The 19,549-nt window shown below is 29.4% G+C and carries 15 protein-coding genes; 7 read left to right on the forward strand and 8 right to left on the reverse strand.

The window, feature by feature from the left end:
- Positions 1-111 precede the first annotated feature (111 nt).
- From C4S76_RS06740 to C4S76_RS06750, 3 genes are all read right to left on the reverse strand, one after another.
- Positions 112-1,098 (reverse strand): aldo/keto reductase, encoded by a 987-nt coding sequence (locus C4S76_RS06740; RefSeq protein WP_105193711.1) that lies wholly within the window; start codon positions 1,096-1,098, stop codon positions 112-114.
- Positions 1,099-1,190: 92 nt separating this feature from the next.
- Complete coding sequence (locus C4S76_RS06745) at positions 1,191-1,826, reverse strand: helix-turn-helix domain-containing protein (protein ID WP_245915810.1); 636 nt, start codon at positions 1,824-1,826, stop codon at positions 1,191-1,193.
- A 555-nt stretch (positions 1,827-2,381) separates the two neighbouring features.
- Entirely contained in the window at positions 2,382-3,290 is a 909-nt protein-coding gene (locus tag C4S76_RS06750) for an alpha/beta hydrolase (RefSeq protein ID WP_105193713.1), read from the reverse strand.
- A gap of 253 nt (positions 3,291-3,543) precedes the next feature.
- Between C4S76_RS06750 and C4S76_RS06755 the strand changes: the two genes are divergently transcribed.
- Positions 3,544-4,443 carry a helix-turn-helix domain-containing protein gene (locus C4S76_RS06755; RefSeq protein WP_105193714.1) on the forward strand — a complete coding sequence of 300 codons (900 nt, stop codon included), beginning with the start codon at positions 3,544-3,546 and terminating at the stop codon, positions 4,441-4,443.
- Between the two features lie 86 nt (positions 4,444-4,529).
- On the opposite strand, the gene C4S76_RS06760 is transcribed toward C4S76_RS06755, so the two are convergent.
- On the reverse strand, positions 4,530-5,534 hold the full coding sequence (locus tag C4S76_RS06760) for an MBL fold metallo-hydrolase (protein WP_105193715.1): 1,005 nt from the start codon (positions 5,532-5,534) through the stop codon (positions 4,530-4,532).
- 104 nt (positions 5,535-5,638) lie between these two features.
- Between C4S76_RS06760 and C4S76_RS06765 the strand changes: the two genes are divergently transcribed.
- Complete coding sequence (locus C4S76_RS06765) at positions 5,639-6,004, forward strand: winged helix-turn-helix transcriptional regulator (protein ID WP_105193716.1); 366 nt, start codon at positions 5,639-5,641, stop codon at positions 6,002-6,004.
- A gap of 643 nt (positions 6,005-6,647) precedes the next feature.
- Here the strand turns inward: C4S76_RS06765 and C4S76_RS06770 are convergent.
- Positions 6,648-8,321, reverse strand: a complete 1,674-nt coding sequence (locus C4S76_RS06770; RefSeq protein ID WP_105193738.1) for a formate--tetrahydrofolate ligase — start codon at positions 8,319-8,321, stop codon at positions 6,648-6,650.
- 604 nt (positions 8,322-8,925) lie between these two features.
- Complete coding sequence (locus tag C4S76_RS06775; RefSeq protein ID WP_105193717.1) at positions 8,926-9,411, reverse strand: energy transducer TonB; 486 nt, start codon at positions 9,409-9,411, stop codon at positions 8,926-8,928.
- A 127-nt stretch (positions 9,412-9,538) separates the two neighbouring features.
- On the opposite strand from C4S76_RS06775, the gene C4S76_RS06780 reads away from it, so the two are divergent.
- From C4S76_RS06780 to C4S76_RS06790, 3 genes are all read left to right on the forward strand, one after another.
- Positions 9,539-11,188: a M23 family metallopeptidase gene (locus tag C4S76_RS06780; protein WP_105193718.1), complete on the forward strand. Its 1,650-nt coding sequence runs from the start codon at positions 9,539-9,541 to the stop codon at positions 11,186-11,188.
- 25 nt (positions 11,189-11,213) lie between these two features.
- Entirely contained in the window at positions 11,214-13,598 is a 2,385-nt protein-coding gene (locus tag C4S76_RS06785; protein WP_245915811.1) for a TonB-dependent receptor, read from the forward strand.
- Between the two features lie 159 nt (positions 13,599-13,757).
- Entirely contained in the window at positions 13,758-15,056 is a 1,299-nt protein-coding gene (locus tag C4S76_RS06790) for a M28 family metallopeptidase (protein ID WP_105193720.1), read from the forward strand.
- 66 nt (positions 15,057-15,122) lie between these two features.
- Here C4S76_RS06790 and deoD read toward each other — a convergent pair whose 3' ends face one another.
- Both deoD and C4S76_RS06800 read right to left on the reverse strand, forming a co-directional pair.
- Positions 15,123-15,836: a purine-nucleoside phosphorylase gene (gene deoD, locus C4S76_RS06795; RefSeq protein WP_105193721.1), complete on the reverse strand. Its 714-nt coding sequence runs from the start codon at positions 15,834-15,836 to the stop codon at positions 15,123-15,125.
- Positions 15,837-15,916: 80 nt separating this feature from the next.
- Positions 15,917-17,110 carry an aspartate aminotransferase family protein gene (locus C4S76_RS06800; RefSeq protein ID WP_105193722.1) on the reverse strand — a complete coding sequence of 398 codons (1,194 nt, stop codon included), beginning with the start codon at positions 17,108-17,110 and terminating at the stop codon, positions 15,917-15,919.
- 130 nt (positions 17,111-17,240) lie between these two features.
- On the opposite strand from C4S76_RS06800, the gene C4S76_RS06805 reads away from it, so the two are divergent.
- Together C4S76_RS06805 and C4S76_RS06810 are read left to right on the forward strand one after the other, a co-directional pair.
- Entirely contained in the window at positions 17,241-18,017 is a 777-nt protein-coding gene (locus C4S76_RS06805; protein ID WP_105193723.1) for a hypothetical protein, read from the forward strand.
- A gap of 121 nt (positions 18,018-18,138) precedes the next feature.
- Complete coding sequence (locus C4S76_RS06810; RefSeq protein WP_105193739.1) at positions 18,139-19,497, forward strand: hydroxymethylglutaryl-CoA synthase family protein; 1,359 nt, start codon at positions 18,139-18,141, stop codon at positions 19,495-19,497.
- Positions 19,498-19,549 lie beyond the last annotated feature (52 nt).

The following is a 19,549-nucleotide window of genomic DNA, read 5'->3' on the forward strand; positions in this document are numbered from 1 at the left end:
TTTAGAGATAAGCAATATTTAACCCGATTTTACATATAATTTTCTTTTTTTTTCTTAGTTAACTTCAATCAATAATAATTACAAATTCATTTTTTAAGCCTGTCCATGTATTTAATTATTTACAAGTTTCATGGCTACAGAAGTATAACGATCTCCTGTATTAGGATATTTAGCAATAATAGATTCTATTTTGGCAATGTCATTATTACTTAAAACAACCTCTACAGCCTGTGCGTTCATCTCTAGATATTTGCGTTTTTTAGTTCCGGGAATCGGTATAATATTCTCACCTTTAGCTAAAATCCAAGCTAAAGCTAATTGTGCTACATTGATATTTTTACTTGAAGCAAATTCTGATAGATCTTTCATCAATTTTTGATTATTTAACAGGTGTTCGCCCTGAAAACGTGGAAATTGAAACCGGATATCATCTTTTGCAAAAGAAGAAACGTCAAAATTTTCAGTAAACATACCTCTCCCCAGCGGAGAAAAAGGTATAAGAGAAATACCCAATTCAGTAATTGTTGGATAAATTTCATTTTCAAGGTCACGAGTCAGTAAAGAATATTCACTTTGCAAAGCTGCGATCGGATGTACAGAATTAGCTTTTCGTATACTTTTAGCAGAGGCTTCCGATAAACCTAAAAACCTTACCTTACCTTCTTTCACTAAATCAGCCATTGCCCCCACGGTGTCTTCAATCGGAACATTCGGATCTACCCTATGAGAATAATAGAGGTCTATATAGTCGACATTCAATCTTTTTAGACTCTTTTCTATCGCTTGTTTCATCCATTTGGGTGAACCATCGAAAGTACTAGCCAAATGGCTCTCTCCGGTAAATTTGAAGCCGAACTTTGTAGCGATAAATATCTTATCCCTGTTCTGCTTCAAAACAGAAGAGATAAGTTTTTCATTTTCACCATTGCCATAGAAATCGGCTGTATCCCAAAAGTTTATACCTAGATCCAGAGCTTTATAAAGAGTAGCAATACTTTCATCGTCATTTCTTGTACCATAAACGTTTGTCATTCCCATGCAACCTAAACCAATCGCAGAAACCGGTACATTAGTTCTGCCTAATTTTCGAAATTTCATAATTTAATATCTTTATATATGTTAAGGTAACCCAAAGTTATACACAGAATTAGGGTTACATTTAAGAAAAATCAAAGGGGTTCTTATAAAAATCAAATATTTTTATCCCTATAAATTTTAGGAGTCATCCCTACATTTTTTTTAAAGAAACTTGTAAAGTGAGACGGATATTCAAATAATAAGCTGTAAGCAATACTTGAGATCGACCAATCAGTATATTTAAGCAGAGATTTGGCTTCTTGTATGATACGTGATGCTATATGTTGCGAAGGATTTTTGCCCGTAATTTCTTTCACTACACTATTTAAGTGGTTTTCATGTATGGAAAGGCTAGAAGCAAAATCATGAACAGTACGTAATTTCATCGGGTAATCTGAGTTTTCAATTGGAAATTGCTTTTCCAATAATTCTAAAAAAAGATATGAAATACGGTAAGCCGCATTTATTTGTTTATTGTGTGAATCTATTGCCGGGTAATGGTTAAGTGCCTCATGAACAATTAACTGCAAATAGTTTCGTAGCTTGCTGTACTTAAAAACATAATCTGATTCCATTTCCATAGCCATTTTCCGGAATATATAAGAAACATCCTCAACCGTACTATTATCCAGAAAAACCACAGGATTTTCGCCCATTCTGAACATAGGGTAATCATTAACTGAGAAAGAATGTCCTTCAGACTGTATAAATTCTTTGGTAAAAACACAGAACCAGCCCAATTGTTCCACAGAAGTAGCTTCCCACCAATGAGGTATTAAGGGATTCGAAAAAAATAAAGCGGGACGGTCAATAATAATATTCTCGTCGATATAATGAATAATACCCGTGCCTTCACTAATAAAGGATATTTTGAAAAAATCACGACGGTGGAATGAGGATGTGGACGAGCAATAATGTCTAGGAAAGATATTGAAATGTCCTAAACCATCTCCATCTGATTTAATTTCTACGCGTTGGATTAATTTATTGTAAAAATCGGATAAAGAATCTATATCTTGCATGTGCTAAAGTTAAAAAATCAAAACTATTTATTATGTCATTTCTAGTTATATTTTAGATTAGGACTATCTAATTATGTTTGAATGAAACTTAATAATATTTTAGATTGTAATTTAAATTCTTAACATTGGATATAAAATAAGTGAATATGTTTAACATTTCACAGTATGTAAAAATGGAAAATCAACATTTTATCTACGATTTTTAGGAATAACAAAAAAATAATCTTATTTTGAATTGAAAAAAAATTATTTAGTGAGAACCTTCATAATATTAAAATTCTTTTAAAGACTTTTATTAAAAAAATCAGCTAATTTCGTTACTGCTTTATCTACATAATTTGTAATATCATATAAATCGACGTGTGATGCATTGTCAATTTCAAATAATTCCTTGTTAGCTGAAGCTACTCTTTCATATAAATCTTGGGAATAGTGATAAGTTTCAGATTTACTACCTACAATCACTAACATTGGCTGTGTTAAAAAACGTTCTACGAATCGAAATGTATCAAACATCATAATTTTATCAATTGAGGTCATTAAAACTTTATTTTCCGATGTTGGGTATTGCCCTCTTGGAGTTCTGTAATAATCGTGTGCTTCTTTTAAAGTAACAGACATATCATCTGTTATATTTTCCGGAACAAATTCACCATAGATCGGGGCTGCTCCATTTGCTTCAAAAGTGCGTTGATTGGATACCTCTGCTAAGAATTTAATTTGATTCTCTACGGAAATATTTCCATCAATTCCCTCGCGAATCCATGCTCCGGGATCTGAAAGACTCACTCCTGCAACCGCTTTAATCCTTCGATCTGCCATAGCTGTATTAAAAGCATAACCTCCTCCTGAACATAGACCAAAAGCTCCAATCCGTTCCGTATCAATGTATGGTAATGTCGTTAAATAATCTATAGCACATTTTATATCTTCAACTCGCTCCGATGGATTTTCTAGGTTTCTAGGCTCTCCTCCACTTTCTCCTTGATGTGAAGTATCAAAGGCTAGTGCTATCAATCCTTTATTTGCCAATTTTCTACCATACAAAGAAGGAGATTGTTCCTTAACTGCTCCCGCCGGTGAAGATATTACAACAGCCGGATATTTCTTATTTTCTTCAAAGTTTTCAGGAAAAAAAATTATTCCTGCCATTTCATGTTGGTTATTTTTAAATGTTACTTTTTTCATCATTATTTTATCTTAATTTATTTAAGAATATCTGTTATACCTAATCAAAAATTAAAGGATAGCATGTATATTTTTTAATTCCGATTATTTTATTTATTATTTTTCATTAAATTTAAAATAAAATTACCCGTTACTTTTCGATTTGAGCTTATGTAAATTACGTTTTGTCTTATACATATTACATATCTTAATAAAAAATATAATATGATATAAAAAGCAACCTTATCTTTGCTTAAAAAAAGTCAAAAACTATACAATGGATGAAATTCTTAATCTTGAAACCATCCCCCAATGCAATGTCTACATGGGTATTGAAACTTTGCACCCTTTGGTAACAGTTGTTGATTTTTCTGAGGTAAAACCATTGCAAAACGTTAAGAAAAACCTAGGGCTTTATGCTATTTTTTTGAAAATAGGAGATTGTGGAGATATAAAATATGGACGACAATATTACGATTACCAAGAGGGAACGCTTGTATTTCTTGCTCCGGGACAAGTTGTAGGTAAAGAAAATGAAAGAAAATTTTATAGATCTGAAGGAAAAGCTTTGTTTTTTCATCCCGACTTACTAAATGGGACACCTCTTGGAAAACACATTCAAAGTTATACATTTTTTTCTTATCAGGTTCATGAAGCTTTACATATTTCGGAAGAAGAAAAAGGTATTTTTATTGAGTGCCTAAATAAAATTGAATTAGAATTAAAAAATACTACTGATAAGCATAGTAATTCTATAATTGTTTCCAACATCGAATTACTTCTAAATTACTGTATGCGTTTTTATGATCGTCAATTTATTACAAGGAAAAGAGTTAATCCGGATATATTAATTAGGTTCGAGAATCTTCTGAATGAATATTTTCTTTATGAAAAACCGAAAAAATTTGGTTTACCTTCTGTAAAATATTGCGCAGAACAACTGCATTTTTCTCCCAACTATTTTGGAGATTTAATAAAGAAGGAAACCGGAAAATCACCACAGGAATATATTCAACTTAAAATTATAAATATAGCAAAGGAACGTATCTCTTATATGAATAAAACAATAAGTGAGGTTGCTTACGAATTGGGATTTCAACATCCATCATATTTTACTCGTTTTTTCAAAAAGTCTGTGGGATATACCCCTAAAGAGTATAGATCGAATTTTAATTAATAAAAGTCTGTAAATCAGAATAATAATTTTTTCATACTAATTATTTTTTTATTTATTTATTTCTAATTTCTATATTTCATTTTATATTACAAATTTATTTCTGTTGGGGTATAATAATATATCGGACTCCAAAAATATTTGTCTCTTTTGTCAATATAACCCAATCCCGGCCAAGGCAAATGTGAGGACATAACCAATTGTTTATTTATATAACAATCTTCTAATATTTGTGTTCTGGTATGGATGCCCTGCTCAAAGTCAATGTCATATTCTATTCCCCATTCCGGATTTGAAATTAGCAAAGGTGAATGAAAAACATCAACAACATTTTTAATCGATTTTCCTTCGGAAGATATAGTAAAAATAGTATGTCCCGGTGTATGTCCTGCCGCTAATTCTGTCTGAACCAAAGAAAACAATAAATCTCCAGGATGAAATAGTACTATCTTTTCCTTAATTCTATTTAAAACTTTTTTTGTAAAATCAATAGTTGTATTCTTTTGCTCAAAGGTTAGCTTGCTTTTAGAAAAATCCGGATTGTCCGACATCCAGAAATCATACTCCTCTTTAGCTATATGATATTTTGCATTTGGATAAACTATTGTTACATCATTTGTGATAAGTCCACCTACATGATCCCTATGTGCATGGGTAATTAAAATATCGGTAATAGAGTTTCTTGAGAAGCCTGCATTTTCAATATTATTCAATAACCAACCTTGTTTATTCCCAAAATGGTTACCCATACCTGCATCTATTAGAATCGTCTTTTCTTGTGTCTTTATCAACATAACATTGATCGCAAAATTTATGATATTATTTGCTAAATGAGATTTTTCCATTTCGTCCATGAATTGTGCTGGAGGAATGGCTGGCGCAAAAGTTGGTTGGGGCTGGTTTAGTGTTAAATAACCATCTGAAAATATATAAAAACAAATATTGCCTAAATTAATTTTCAGGTTTTCACACTTAGTACCATTTTCTTTTCCTTTTTTCATAATATTATAATTTAAAGTACTGCTCATTAATGCTGGTGAAACCATTGTACTTCCGGCCAATATACTTAGTTTTATAGCTTTTCTTCTATTCATATTATAGATTTTATACAAAACTATTTATTTAATTTACTATTCGCAAGTACCTACTTTTTTGTACCTTAGTTACTTAAAATAAACTATTATTGATTATCAATAAGATGAAGGAAAAAAATATTAAGGAACCCGTTTGTGCGGTAGATTATGCATTTAGAAGAATAGGAGGAAAATATAAAGGAAGAATATTATGGCATATTTATAATAATGAAGTCCTAAGGTTTGGAGAGCTAAAAAGGCGTATAACCGACATTACCACTAAAATGCTCACTCAAACCTTACGAGAACTCGAGAATGACAATCTTTTATTTAGAAAAGTTTATCCTGAAGTACCTCCTAAGGTTGAATATAGGCTTACAGATGTTAGCAATAGTTTGATTCCTTTCATTAACCAATTGAGAGAATGGGGAATTACTCAAATGAAAAAAGAAAATATCCCTATACGTGAGCATGAAGCTAGCAAGAAATAATTATTTATAAAACTTATGATTTATGATAACATTAAATCGAAAATAGTCATTTTGTTGAATTTTCGTTAATTGATGTAGATTTCACAATTCATGAAAACATGTATTAAATAACATTCAATGAAATATTGTGAAGAACCAACTGCAAAATAAGATTATATAAGGAACAAATTATAAATAAAAAAACATCCAGTGGAAATTCCTGTTATCGAAAAATTTTCGACGTTTTACAAAAAGGAAAAAGGCAAGTCAAAAAGCAGATTAAATATTATAACCTTGATTATACCTGTTAGATATCGTGTAAAATCTAATTGAAGTATTTTAATTTCATATTTGGGCTAACAAAATATTGAAAAAATATCTTGTTATAGGTTTAGTTATTAATCATTAATCTAAATTAAAGCAACAATAAAAAGCTTTAGATACGATAAAATATTACCTAATATTACAACCTGACAAGAAGATACAAAATATAACCTCTACATTTTTTTATAGCTTATTTGTTAAAAATTAGAATACTGATTATCCTGATAAAACATAACTTTTAAACCTGCACATAGTGCACTCTGTACTTTGCAATTATGTGCAGATAACTTAAATCAACCATCATCTGAAATTAAGAAATCCTTAAAAATAAAATAATTAGTTAATTTAATCCCTCAATTTTTCCATGTACCCAATCAATTTTATTAGCTTGCGGAACTTTTGGTAATCCTGGCATACGTAAAATATCTCCGGCTATTGCCACAATAAACTCTGCTCCTCGGTTGATTACTATATCTTTAATTTCAAATTCAAAATCACGAATTTGTCCATAGGCTTTAGGATCTGCAGAAAAAGAGTATTGAGTCTTGGCTATACAAATAGGAAATGAATTCATATCTGTTTCTTCAATCTTCTTTAGTTTAATTAATGATTTTTTACTAAAGATGACTTTTGAAGCGCCATAAATTTTCTTAGCTACTTTTTCTATTTTCGTAGATATATCCTCTTCATCTTGATAAGGAAAAACCAGTTTTTCCGATGGTTGAGTTTCTATAGTTTCAACTACTAACCGGGCTAGATCAGCTGCTCCCTCTGCTCCCTCTATAAAAGAATTATTTAAGGCAAAACCTACCTTTTTTTTATAACAAAATTCTTTAACAATCGCAATTTCTTCTTCCCAATCTGAACTATATCTATTAAAAGCTACAATTATACTTTGCCCAAAAGACTTCATATTAAGTATATGTTTTTTTAAATTTTCGAGACCTTGTATTATTCCAACTACACTTTTTTCTTTTAATTTTTCCAAATTAATTCCTCCATGCATTTTCAGCCCTTGAGCGGTCACCACTATAACTGTAAGTTTAGGTTCTAATCCTGATTTCCTACATTTTATATCAAAGAATTTTTCAGCTCCCAAATCAGCACCAAAACCTGCTTCTGTAATTACATATTCTCCATAGCTCATAGCCATTTGAGTAGCTAATATAGAATTACATCCGTGAGCAATATTTGCAAAAGGACCTCCGTGAACAAAAGCAGCTGTATTATTATTGGTTTGTACTAAATTAGGCTTTATTGCATCTTTTAGCAATACGGTTATGGCTCCGGCAATTCCTAAATCTTTTACTGTAAACAAACTTCCGTCTGCTTTATATCCTAATAATATATTTTCAATTCTTCTTTTCAAATCTTCCATATTAAGGGATAAACATAAAATTGCCATAATTTCTGAAGCCGGTGTTATATCAAAGCCCGATTCTTGTGGAATTCCATTTTTTATTCCGCCTAATCCTGACACTATATTTCTCAGATTTCTATCATTTACATCTAAGACTCTTTTCCATACTACTTCTTTTAACATGTGATCTGTTCCTCGATTATGATATAAATAATTATCTAACAGAGCAGTGACCATATTATGAGCAGAGGTAACAGCATGAAAATCGCCAGTAAAATGTAAGTTTATATCTTCCATAGGAAGAATTTGAGAATATCCACCTCCTGTAGCTCCGCCTTTCATTCCAAAACATGGACCTAAAGAAGGTTCTCTTAAAGCAACAACTGCATTTTTTCCTATTTTATTTAACCCTAAAGCTAATCCGATCGAAACCGTTGTTTTTCCTATTCCTGCTTTTGTAGGAGTGATAGAGGTGACCAGGATAAGTTTAGATTTTTTTATTTGATCTTCTGATTTTAATTCTAAAGGGACTTTTGCTATATATTTTCCATAAGGAATAAGTTCTGTTATTGGTATATTTATCTTTTCTGCAACTTTTGAAATAGGTTCTAAAGGAATGGATCTCGCTATTTCAATATCTGATTTCCAAAGCATTTCTACTTTCTTACTCATGATAACTTTTCTATTTTTTAGTACTCAAATGTAATGAAATAATTTATTTTTTTAATTTTGACAGGATATTTTTGTATGAATTTTACATGGCTTCTAACATTCCTTTTTTAGGTTTTTATAAATTTATTTTTACATAAAATCAAATATTTTTTATAATCATTTCAATGTCTGAAATCTACTTCTTTAAATAAAATATAATCAAAAATAACTCCTTCTAATTTTGAATTTTCTTTTCCTTAATGTTAACGAAGGAATAAAATAACTGGATTTTAATTAATAAAGAAAAAAATACAAAATTTATAATTTGAGGTCCTATTATATTAGACTCTTCTATTTCAAATTTTAATTTTTTATAACCCAAGTATTTTTAATTTTAAAACCTTAGATCGTTTTGTTTACGTTGGGGATAATTTTTTTCGATTAATCCTGTATTGAATAAATTTTACTACAATTTCCAAATAACTTTAATTGAATAAATGGATAGTTTTTAATTAAAATTTCATTATTAACTAGTTCTTTTATTGGTGAAATTGAATAATACTAATGAACCAAAAATTTTAAAGATAATTAGTATCTATATGTCAGATTATTTTATATCTACTTGTAGAGAAGGTTTCGAATCATCATTTGGCATTTTAAAAACAACACTTACAAAGTAATAAGACCTTACTCGTTCTCTTTTAATTTTTGCAGAATTCCAACGACCTTGGGTTTTTAGCAAAACACGAATCACTTCATCTGCACACCCCCCTCCTATATCTTTCAAAGCTACAAAGTTATCAATAGTACCATCTTCTTCTACTACAAATTTTATAATGACTTTTCCCTGAATATTCTTATGAATTGCTTCCTGAGGATATTCTAAATTAGAAGATAAAAATTTAATAAATTGATGATCCCCATCTTCAAACTCTGCTTTCTTTTCTAACTCTGCAGGATGATGAATAATTCCTGTTTTTTCTTTTTTAACTTCTTCCTTTACTTTACATGAAAAAGTAATTAGTATACAAAAAAGAAAAAAGGAACATAAAAAAAAATAGTTATATTTATTTGCTTTTAATGGTAATATCATCACACTTATTATAAAATTATACTCAGTTATCAAAGGTAAAAATTTTAACTGATTGGATTCCTATATTATTTAAATAAAATGAATTTCTTATTTTTGAAAAGATTTATATAGTAAGAAAATCATAAATATGAAGAAAATAATAATAGCAATATCTCTTTTTTCTAGTTTATTATATTCTCAAAATTACCCTAAAGATTTCATATTTCCTTTACAAATCCCTATCTCTCTTTCTGCAAATTATGCTGAATTAAGAAATAATCATTTTCATGCAGGTTTAGATATTCGTACACAACAAAGAACAGGTTTAAAAATCATAGCCCCTCAAGATGGTTATGTTTCCCGCATAAATATTTCTGCTTATGGATATGGAAAAGCTATTTATATAACTCATCCTAATGGCTATACAACCGTATATGGTCATTTAAGTTCTCTATATGGAGAAATTGAAGAAAGGGCAAGAAAAGAACAATATAAAAAACAAAGTTATTCTGTAGATTTTTATTTAAAACCAAATGAAATACCTGTAAAACAAGGTGATTTAGTAGCTTTTAGTGGAAACACAGGAGGATCCGGAGGTCCACACCTGCATTTTGAAGTCCGAGATTCAAAAACAGAAGAAGTACTGAATCCGTTTTTATTTGGTTTCGATATTCCCGATCATATTAAACCTCAAGTGAGTGGTGTTTGGATCTATCCTATAAATGGGATGGTTAATGATAATCAAAATAAAGTACTGACAGTAGAAGGCGGAACTTACACTGTATCCGGAGAAATAGGATTTGGGGTAAAAGCTTATGATAAACAAGATGGATCTGCTAATATCAATGGAATTTATTTTATTAAAACCTATGTAAATGATAAATTAATCTCTAATTTTCAGGCAGATAAACATGCATTTGATGAAACTCGTTTTATAAATGCAACTACTGATTATAAAGAGCATTTGGAAAGAAACAGTTGGATTTACAGAACCTATTTATTACCAGGTAATACATTACAAATGTATGAACAAGAAAAAAACAAAGGTATTCTTAAAACCTATCCCGATGAAATATATGCTATTAGAATCGAAGTAGGTGATTTTGCAGGAAATATAACTACAAGAAATTTTACATTGAAAGGTACTGATTTTAAAATACCTGAAGTGAAGAATAATTACTCAGTAAAATACAATACCTCTTTTACCTTTACCAAAGATGAAATTTCTTTAAAATTTGACAAAGGATCATTTTATGAAAATTTTAATTTTACGTACCAAAAATTGGCTGATAATCAATATCAAATTCATAATTCATCTATTCCTGTACATAAAAAATATTATCTTTCCATTTCACCTGATTGGAATATATTAGATAAAAACAAATATGACAAATATATGATTGTTTGGTCATCCAATTTTGGAAAGAAAAATAAAGAATATTTAGAAACAAATTTTGAAAATGGAGTTTATAAAACTAAACCTAAAGATTTAGGTATTTTCTCTTTAGAATTAGATGAAACTGCACCAACCATTATATGCCCTACATTAAATAAAACTAATAAAATAGGAAACCGCCTGAGTTTTATAATCAAAGATTCCGGTTCAGGAATCAAAGATTATAATGTTTTTATTGATGGAAATTGGGTATTGGCTGAATATGAATATAAATTAAACAGTTTATTTATACCCGATCTTAAAAAAGAAGGCATTAGTTCCGGCCTCCATCAGGTAGAAGTTATCGTAACAGATAAAGCTAATAATAAAAAAACTTATAATAATAATTTTGAAAAATTATAAATTTATAACCTTTCTTTTCATACATATGGTTACAATATCTATGTATGGACAATATATCAATATATCCGGTAGGATAATTACTGAAAAAGGAACACCTATATCAAAAGCTAAAGTATTTACTTCTAAAACTAACATAACTTTTACGGATGCCCAAGGTAACTATTCATTATCAATACCTAAAAATACAAATATAACACTTGAAATAGAACATCCAGATTTTAACTTTGTATCCCAACCAATTCAAGCATCATCTAATGATATAGTTTTAGACATTTCGTTAAAAACTCTTGTTGAAAAAGAAATTCCTGAAATCATTTTTAAAGGAACACGAAAATCTTCAGATTTAACTGCAAAACAAATAGATGTGCAAAATATAAATAAAATGCCTTCTATTTCTGGAGGGATAGAAGAAATTTTAAATACTGCCTTTGTGAGTACAGCTGATGAATTAAGTTCTTTTTACAGAGTAAGAGGAGGTAATTATGATGAAAATCTTGTCTATTTAAATGGAGTAGAAATATATAAACCACTTACAGTAAGAAGCGGACAACAGGAAGGAATGAGCATAATAAATCCAAATATGGTTTCTACCGTCAATTTTTCCGCCGGTGGATTTGAAGCTCGTTATGGAGACAAAATGTCTAGTGTTTTAGATATTAATTATCGCCGTCCTAAAAAATTTGAATCAATCCTAGAAGCTAGTTTATTGGGGGGGGCTGCAACTATAGGTTTCGCTGATAAAAATCAAAAATTTTCAGGAATTGGAGGTATTCGTTACAGAAATACAGATATGATTTTAAATACTATGAATGGGGATACTAATTTTAATCCTGAGTATTTTGATGCACAAACATTTCTGAAATATGAATTTAACCCTAAATGGAACATTTCTTTTTTAGGTATTTATTCTTCAAATAATTTTGAAATGGTACCTAAAACGAGAGAAGTAGAATTTGGTACCTTAACTCATCCCATAAAAATCAACGTTGCCTATAACGGCAAAGAAAAAGATAAGTACAGAACTTTAAACGGAACCTTTTCTTTGCAATTTAAACCTATGCATAAATGGATTTTTGCTTTGGATGGATATGCTTTTCATTCTAAAGAAAAAGAATACTATGATATTTCTTCAGGTTATTTAATACGAGATTTTGATACCGAAACCGGGGAAATGGTCCCTTCATATAATTACGGGGGGCAAATAGACCATGGGAGAAATAACTTGGACATGTTTGTTACCGGAACTCAATTAAAAACACAATATTCTATTACTGTAAACTCTATTCTGGAAGCAGGAATTAAATATCAAAATGAAGATATAAGAAACCTAATGAATCAATGGCAGCTCATAGATTCTATAGATTATTCAATTCCTCATCCGATTTCGCTTCCCGGTGAATTAGATAGTTCTGATTTAATTTTAAATAATTCCAGAAATGCTAATAATAAATTAAGCTCTAATAGGCTAAACGGATATTTACAATATACTACTAAATTTATGTGGAATAATACCCGTATACTTATAAATGCAGGAATCAGAGTTTCTCATTGGGATTTTAACGGAAAAACAGATTTTAGTCCCAGAGCGCAGATAGGTATAAAACCGAATTGGGATATTGACATGCTATTTAGGTTTGCAACAGGATTTTATTATCAACCTCCATTTTATAAAGAAGCTATGCAATTAGACGGTTCACTGAATGAAAATATTAAATCCCAAAGGTCTGTTCATTTTATTTTAGGAAATGACTATGAGTTTACAATGTTGAAAAAAAGACCTTTTAAACTTACAACTGAAATTTATTATAAAAAACTGGATGATCTAATTCCTTATTTTGTAGATAATGTAAGAATCATTTATACTGGAGAGAACAATTCTAAAGGGTATGCCTACGGAATAGACGCTCGTTTAAACGGAGAATTTGTTCCCGGAGCAGAATCCTGGATCTCCGTTTCATATGGACGAACTAAGGAAAATATTGATGGAAAAGGATATATACCCAGACCCACAGATCCTAAATTTAAAGTAGGTTTATTTTTTCAGGACTATATGAAAGAGTATCCACAATTAAAAGCCAGTGTAAATTTAGTTTATGCTTCAGGTCTACCTAATGGAGCTCCGCTCTTTTCTGATCCATATAAATACCAAACTAAATTATCTGATTATAAAAGAGCCGATGTAGGATTAACTTATGTTTTTGTTGATCAAGGTTTGAACAAAGCAAAAAAAAGCAGCTCATTAAAGAAATTAAAAGAACTATCTTTAGGTTTAGAAATATTTAACGTTTTTGATATTAAAAACACCATAAGTAATCAATGGATACGGGATATTAACAGCTCTCTTAGCTATGCTGTGCCCAATAAATCAACAGGAAGGTTTTTTAATGTGAAATTGAATGTAAAATTTTAATATTCAATACCCCTATAAGCTCTTATATGTCAAAAATCATCAAACAATATAGATAAATTTTAATAAATAAAAACCTATTTTTAATTTGAAAATGGATATTTACAGTTTAAGGTCTAATTTGGCTAAAATATAAACCTATTGTTTATTAATAATTGAGTTATGAAAAAAATTTTCTTTCTTTCTTTTATTTTTACTTTGGCTCTTTTACGAGCACAAAGCCCAAAAATTTATGCAGAACAGGTAATTAAAAAACTAACATCACCGGAATTTTCCGGACGTGGTTATGTTGATGATGGAATGATAAAGGCTTCACAAGAAATTGCCGAACAATTTGAAAAAATCGGATTGCAGAAACTAAACAATTCCTATTTTCAACCTTTTACTTATCCTGTAAATATTATTGAAAAATCAGATTTGAAAATTAATGGAAAACCCTTACAAATAGGTAAGGATTATTTGGTTGGTGCAGGATCTCCTTCTTTAAAAGAAACTTTCGTTCCCCTTATTTTCAATCCTCATGTCATTGATAGTTTATTTGAATGGGAGGATCCTTCTTATTTTGATAAGGAAATAGACCGCATTAAGGATCATGCAGTAGTTTTTCCCAATTATAAATTCCCGGAAAATCTTATTTCAAGAGAAAGTACTGCTAACCAATTTTACAAAGAAATCCCTCAGTTACTAGTACAAGGAGAATTAAACATTGCCATTCCTTTAATAGCAGAACAAACCTCTTCTAAATTTATTCATACACTTAGCCCCATACAATCTAAAACTGTAGACTTATTTATTAGCAGCGAAACAGTTCCTGAAGAAATAAAAAACATAGCTATTGATTTAAAATCTAATTTCAATCCTGCTTTTAATGCTCAAAATGTAATTGGATATATAAAGGGAAAACGTACAGACAGTTTAATTGTATTGACTGCTCACTATGATCATTTGGGCAAAATTAATGACGTAATTTTTCCAGGAGCCAATGATAATGCCAGTGGCATTGCTTTATTACTTTCTTTAGCCAAAGTATACATTAAAGAAAAACCTAAATTTGATATGGTATTTATTGCTTTTGCAGGAGAGGAAGCTGGTTTAAAAGGGTCACAATATTTTGTGAATCACCCCTTAATTGAGCTGAAAAAAATTAAATTTTTAATTAATTTTGATATGGTAGGTACCGGAGAAGAAGGGATACAAGTAGTAAATGGAAAAGAATTTAATAAACAGTTTAATAAGTTAGAAACAATTAACTATAACTATAATTATCTTAAACAGGTAAAAATTCGAGGGGCTTCTTGTAATAGCGATCACTGTCCTTTTTATCAAAAAGGAGTTCCTTCTTTTTTTGTTTATACTTTGGGAGGTAAAAGTGGTTACCACGACATTTATGATTCCGAAGTATCTTTATATGCTTTTGATAAGTTAGTTAGTTTATTTACTAAATTCATTGACAAATTATAATTTCTATTCATAAAAAAAGGTTATTACTTTAGTTTGTAATAACCTTTTTTTATAGAAAAAATATTTTTACAATTCTATAGAAGTTTCCAATGCTAATTTCATCATAGCATCAAAGGATTTTTGCCTAGCTTCTGCAGAAATTACCTCATGAGTAATAAATGAATCTGAGATAGTTAATAAACATGCCGCCTTCTTACCCAATACTCGAGCATTATGAAATAAAGCAAAACTTTCCATTTCTACACAACTGCAATTATATTTATCAACTAATTCTTTATAATTATTATCACCTTCCATATAAAATACATCACTAGAATGTATACAAGAAGTATGTATATTTAAGTTTAGTTCCTGAGATTTCTTTATTATTGCCGCATTTAACTCTTCAGAAGGAAAGGTTATATTTTTTTGATATCCTGATTGTACCCTTGCATATGTAGATTCACTATATGCACTATCTGCTAAAACAACATCATATAATTTGACTTCTTCTACATAGGAACCAGCCGATCCGATCCTTATAATATTATTTACATTATATTGAGAATATAATTCGTAAGAATAAATCCCGATACTGGGCATACCCATACCAGAACCCATAATAGATATTTCTTTGCCTTTAAAGGTTCCGGTGTATCCTAACATATTACGTACGGAATTAAACGGCTTTACGTTTTCTAAATAAGTTTCTACCAAATGTTTTGCTCTCAATGGATCTCCGGGCATTAATAATGTTTTTGCAATTTCTCCAATCTCTGCCTGAATGTGCGGTGTTGACATATATTATAATTTATTTACTGTTAAAAAAGTAAAGTTAAAAATAGTATTTTAAATTTGAATTATATTGTTACTGACATATATTATTGCTTTGCCACTTCTTCTATTGAATCTAAGATAATAGAACATCCTTTTATAATTTCTTCTTTAGTAATAGTAAGAGGTGGAGAAATCCTCATATATTCATTTTTATAAAATTGCCAAAATACAATCAACCCTTTTTCCATACATTTTTTTGCCACTGCTAAAGTAAACTCTGGTGATTTTAATTGAACAGCCAACATTAATCCCCTTCCATTTATAGAAATAATTTCCTGATGTTGTAATTTTTCTCTAAATAATTTTTCTTTTTCATGTACCTGTTCCATAAGATCTGTTGTAAGAAGTTCTTCCATCACTACACAAGCAGCCGCTGCGGGTAAAGGATTACCTCCAAAAGTAGTAACATGTCCCAATTTAGGATGATCTGCCAAACTATCCATCATCTCAGCAGAAGCCATAAAAGCCCCAATAGGGACACCTCCTGCCATTCCTTTTCCCATTACCAAAATATCTGGTACAACATTATACCATTGGAAGGCGAAAAGTTTACCTGTTCTACCAAATCCGGGTTGAATTTCATCTAATATCAATAAAGCTCCTACTTGCTCACATCTTTTCTTTAGTTTAAATAAATAATCTTTTTCCGGAGTAATAAATCCAGCTGCTCCCTGTATAGTTTCCACTATAACACATGCTGTTTTTTCAGTAATTTTTTTAAGATCTTCTTCTTTATTAAAATTTATAAAAGAAATTCCCGGCAATAATGGTTGAAAAGGTATTTTGTTGGTCTCTCTTCCCGCCACACTTAAAGAGCCCTGAGTATTCCCGTGGTAAGCATCTATGAAAGAAATAATTTCTTGACGCCCAGTATATCTTTTTGCTAGTTTAAGAGATGCTTCTATTGCTTCAGTTCCTGAATTTACTAAATAGGTTCTATGTAAAGGTGATGGTAAATTTTCTGCTAATATTTTACATATCTGCACCGGTTTTTCCAACGCATATTCTCCATATACCATTACATGAAGATATTTTTCTGCTTGTTCCTTAATTGCCTGAACAATTTTTGGATGTGAATGTCCTAATGTATTGGCAGATACTCCTGCAACAAAATCTAAATAAGCCGTTCCGTCTTTCCCATAAATATAATTACCTATTGCTTTTTCAACTTCAAAACCTGAAGCATAAAAAGTGGTTTTTGCCTGATATTCAAAGAATTCATTCTGTAACTGTCCCATTCTGAATGTTTAATTTATATTAATGCAAAATTAATAATTTATATAGTTATTCTGTCAAGTAGTATTTTCTCCTTTAAAAAAATTATCTATTTTAGCAATTATAAAATTAACTTTATATGTAAATAATATAATGAAAATTCAATTTACTCTAATATATATATTTTTTTATTTTTTTGTTTTAAGTCAAAATCATGAATTTCCTCATTCTTATCCTTTATTTTTAGGAAATAATGGAATTATAGATTCTTTGGTAATAAATAAATATACATCAGTACCTAAAAAATTTGGTGATACGGTAAGAACTAAAGAATTAATAGAATCATCCTTTTATAAATTTAATAATAGTGGATTTGTTACATTAATAAAGAAATATAGTGCTCTTAAAGAATTAAAAGAAGAAATTATCTTTAACATAAAAGATAATAAAGTAATTCAAATCATAATTAAAAATTATAAAGAACTCCCTTTTACGAAAACACTCAACTTTATTACATATATGGACAAAGAAGAAATATGGACAGCAAAATATAAAATGGATAATAATAAATATTTTATAGATAGTATAAAAATCATTAATTCTCAAGACTCAAAAACTAAAGAAATAAACTATAATCTCGCTTCGTCTTTTAGTAAGACTATATATAAATATGATGTGAAAGGAAACTTGATATATAAGAAAATGGTTGAAAAACCCCAAAAAATAACTATTAGTTACTGGACTTATGATAATAATCTCCTGCTTACATATACTACCGGTTCTTATCTTTCAAATCTAGGTTCTGTGATCGATTTTAGTTTTTATAAAAATATAAACGATTCCAAAGGCAATTGGATTGAAAGACTTGCCTATAATCAACATGGAAAAATTAAATATATCGAAAATCAAATTTTATATTATAAAAAATAAATAGTTAATACTTCTCTAAATATCTTTATTAAATCTATAATTAGTAGAAAAATCATCTAAGTAGTCAATTTAGTTTTATTATTTTTGTAATTATAAACTATAAAATAATATGAATCAAAAAATAAAAGTAGGAATTGATGCCTTTTCATTTGATATTCCTAAAATTTATCTTCCAATAAAAGATCTTGCTATTGCTCGTAATATCGAACCTGAAAAGCTGGAAAAAGGATTAGGATTAATAAAAATGACTTTTCCAGATGTGCATCAAGATGTAATAGTTTTTGCTGCAAATGCCCTACGAAAATTAATGATTCAAGAAAATTTAAAGCCTTCAGATATTAGTCGTATTTATGTAGGAAGTGAAAGCGGAATAGATTCTTCTAAACCTATAGCTTCTTATCTTTTATCAATTTTGGAGAAAGAATTCGGCGAAAATTCTTTTGAACATTGTGATGCTTTAGACCTTACTTTTGCTTGCATCGGCGGAATAGATGCTATGCATAATTCATTGGATTTTATTAGAGTAAATACTGATAAAAAAGCTATTATTATTTGTACAGATTTTGCTAAATATGATCTTTATTCTACCGGAGAATATACACAAGGAGCTGGTGCAGTAGCTTTATTACTTTCTGCTAATCCTAGGGTACTTTCTATTGAAAATAAAATAGGGATAAGTGCTCAAGGGGTTTTTGACTTTTTTAAACCCAAAAGAGTACTTTCTAAAACAGAAGTAACCGGAAATAATTCTAATCCTGAATGGTTTGGCGTTTTAGAAAATGAAATTGAATTATTTAAAGAACAACCCGTTTTTGACGGACAATACTCTAATTTTTGTTATCAAAATCGAATAAAGGGAGCTTATTTTGATTTAAAAAATAAAATAGGGGAAACTCAAACTTTATACTCTCATTGGAAAAACATTATTGTTCACTTACCATACTCTTACCAAGGAAGAAGAATGTTTTCGGAAATATATGCTTTAGATTCAGAACTTCAGATTTCTCTTTCAAATAACTCTGAAGATTATGCAAAACAGCTTAAAGAAATTGGAAAATCTGATAATTATCTTTCGTTCGTTAAAGAGAAATTTGGTCCAGCTGAAATTGCCTCATCTAATATCGGAAATATGTATACCGGATCTATTTTTATGGCGTTGCTTTCTACTCTATATTATCATTATATAAATAATAATAATATTGTTGATGAAAAATTTGGTTTTTTAGCCTATGGTAGTGGTTCAAAATCTAAGGTATTTGAAGGAACTATTGAAAAAGAATGGAAAACTATTACCAAAAAAATATCTTTGTTCGAATCTATGGAAAATTGCCAAGCTATAGATATTGATACATATCATTTACTACACAAAAAAGAGTTGAAAAATTCGGTTATTTCTCCTTCTAATGAGTATATATTAAAAAAAATTGAAAATAACCAACCTCTATTGATGGGAGCAAGATATTATAAATTTATCAAGTAAAATAGTAGTTTTTATTTAGTTTTACCTATAATTTTATAAAATTAAAAAATAA

It is taken from the genome of Apibacter adventoris (genome assembly GCF_002964965.1).
In the GTDB taxonomy this organism is placed as follows: domain Bacteria; phylum Bacteroidota; class Bacteroidia; order Flavobacteriales; family Weeksellaceae; genus Apibacter; species Apibacter adventoris.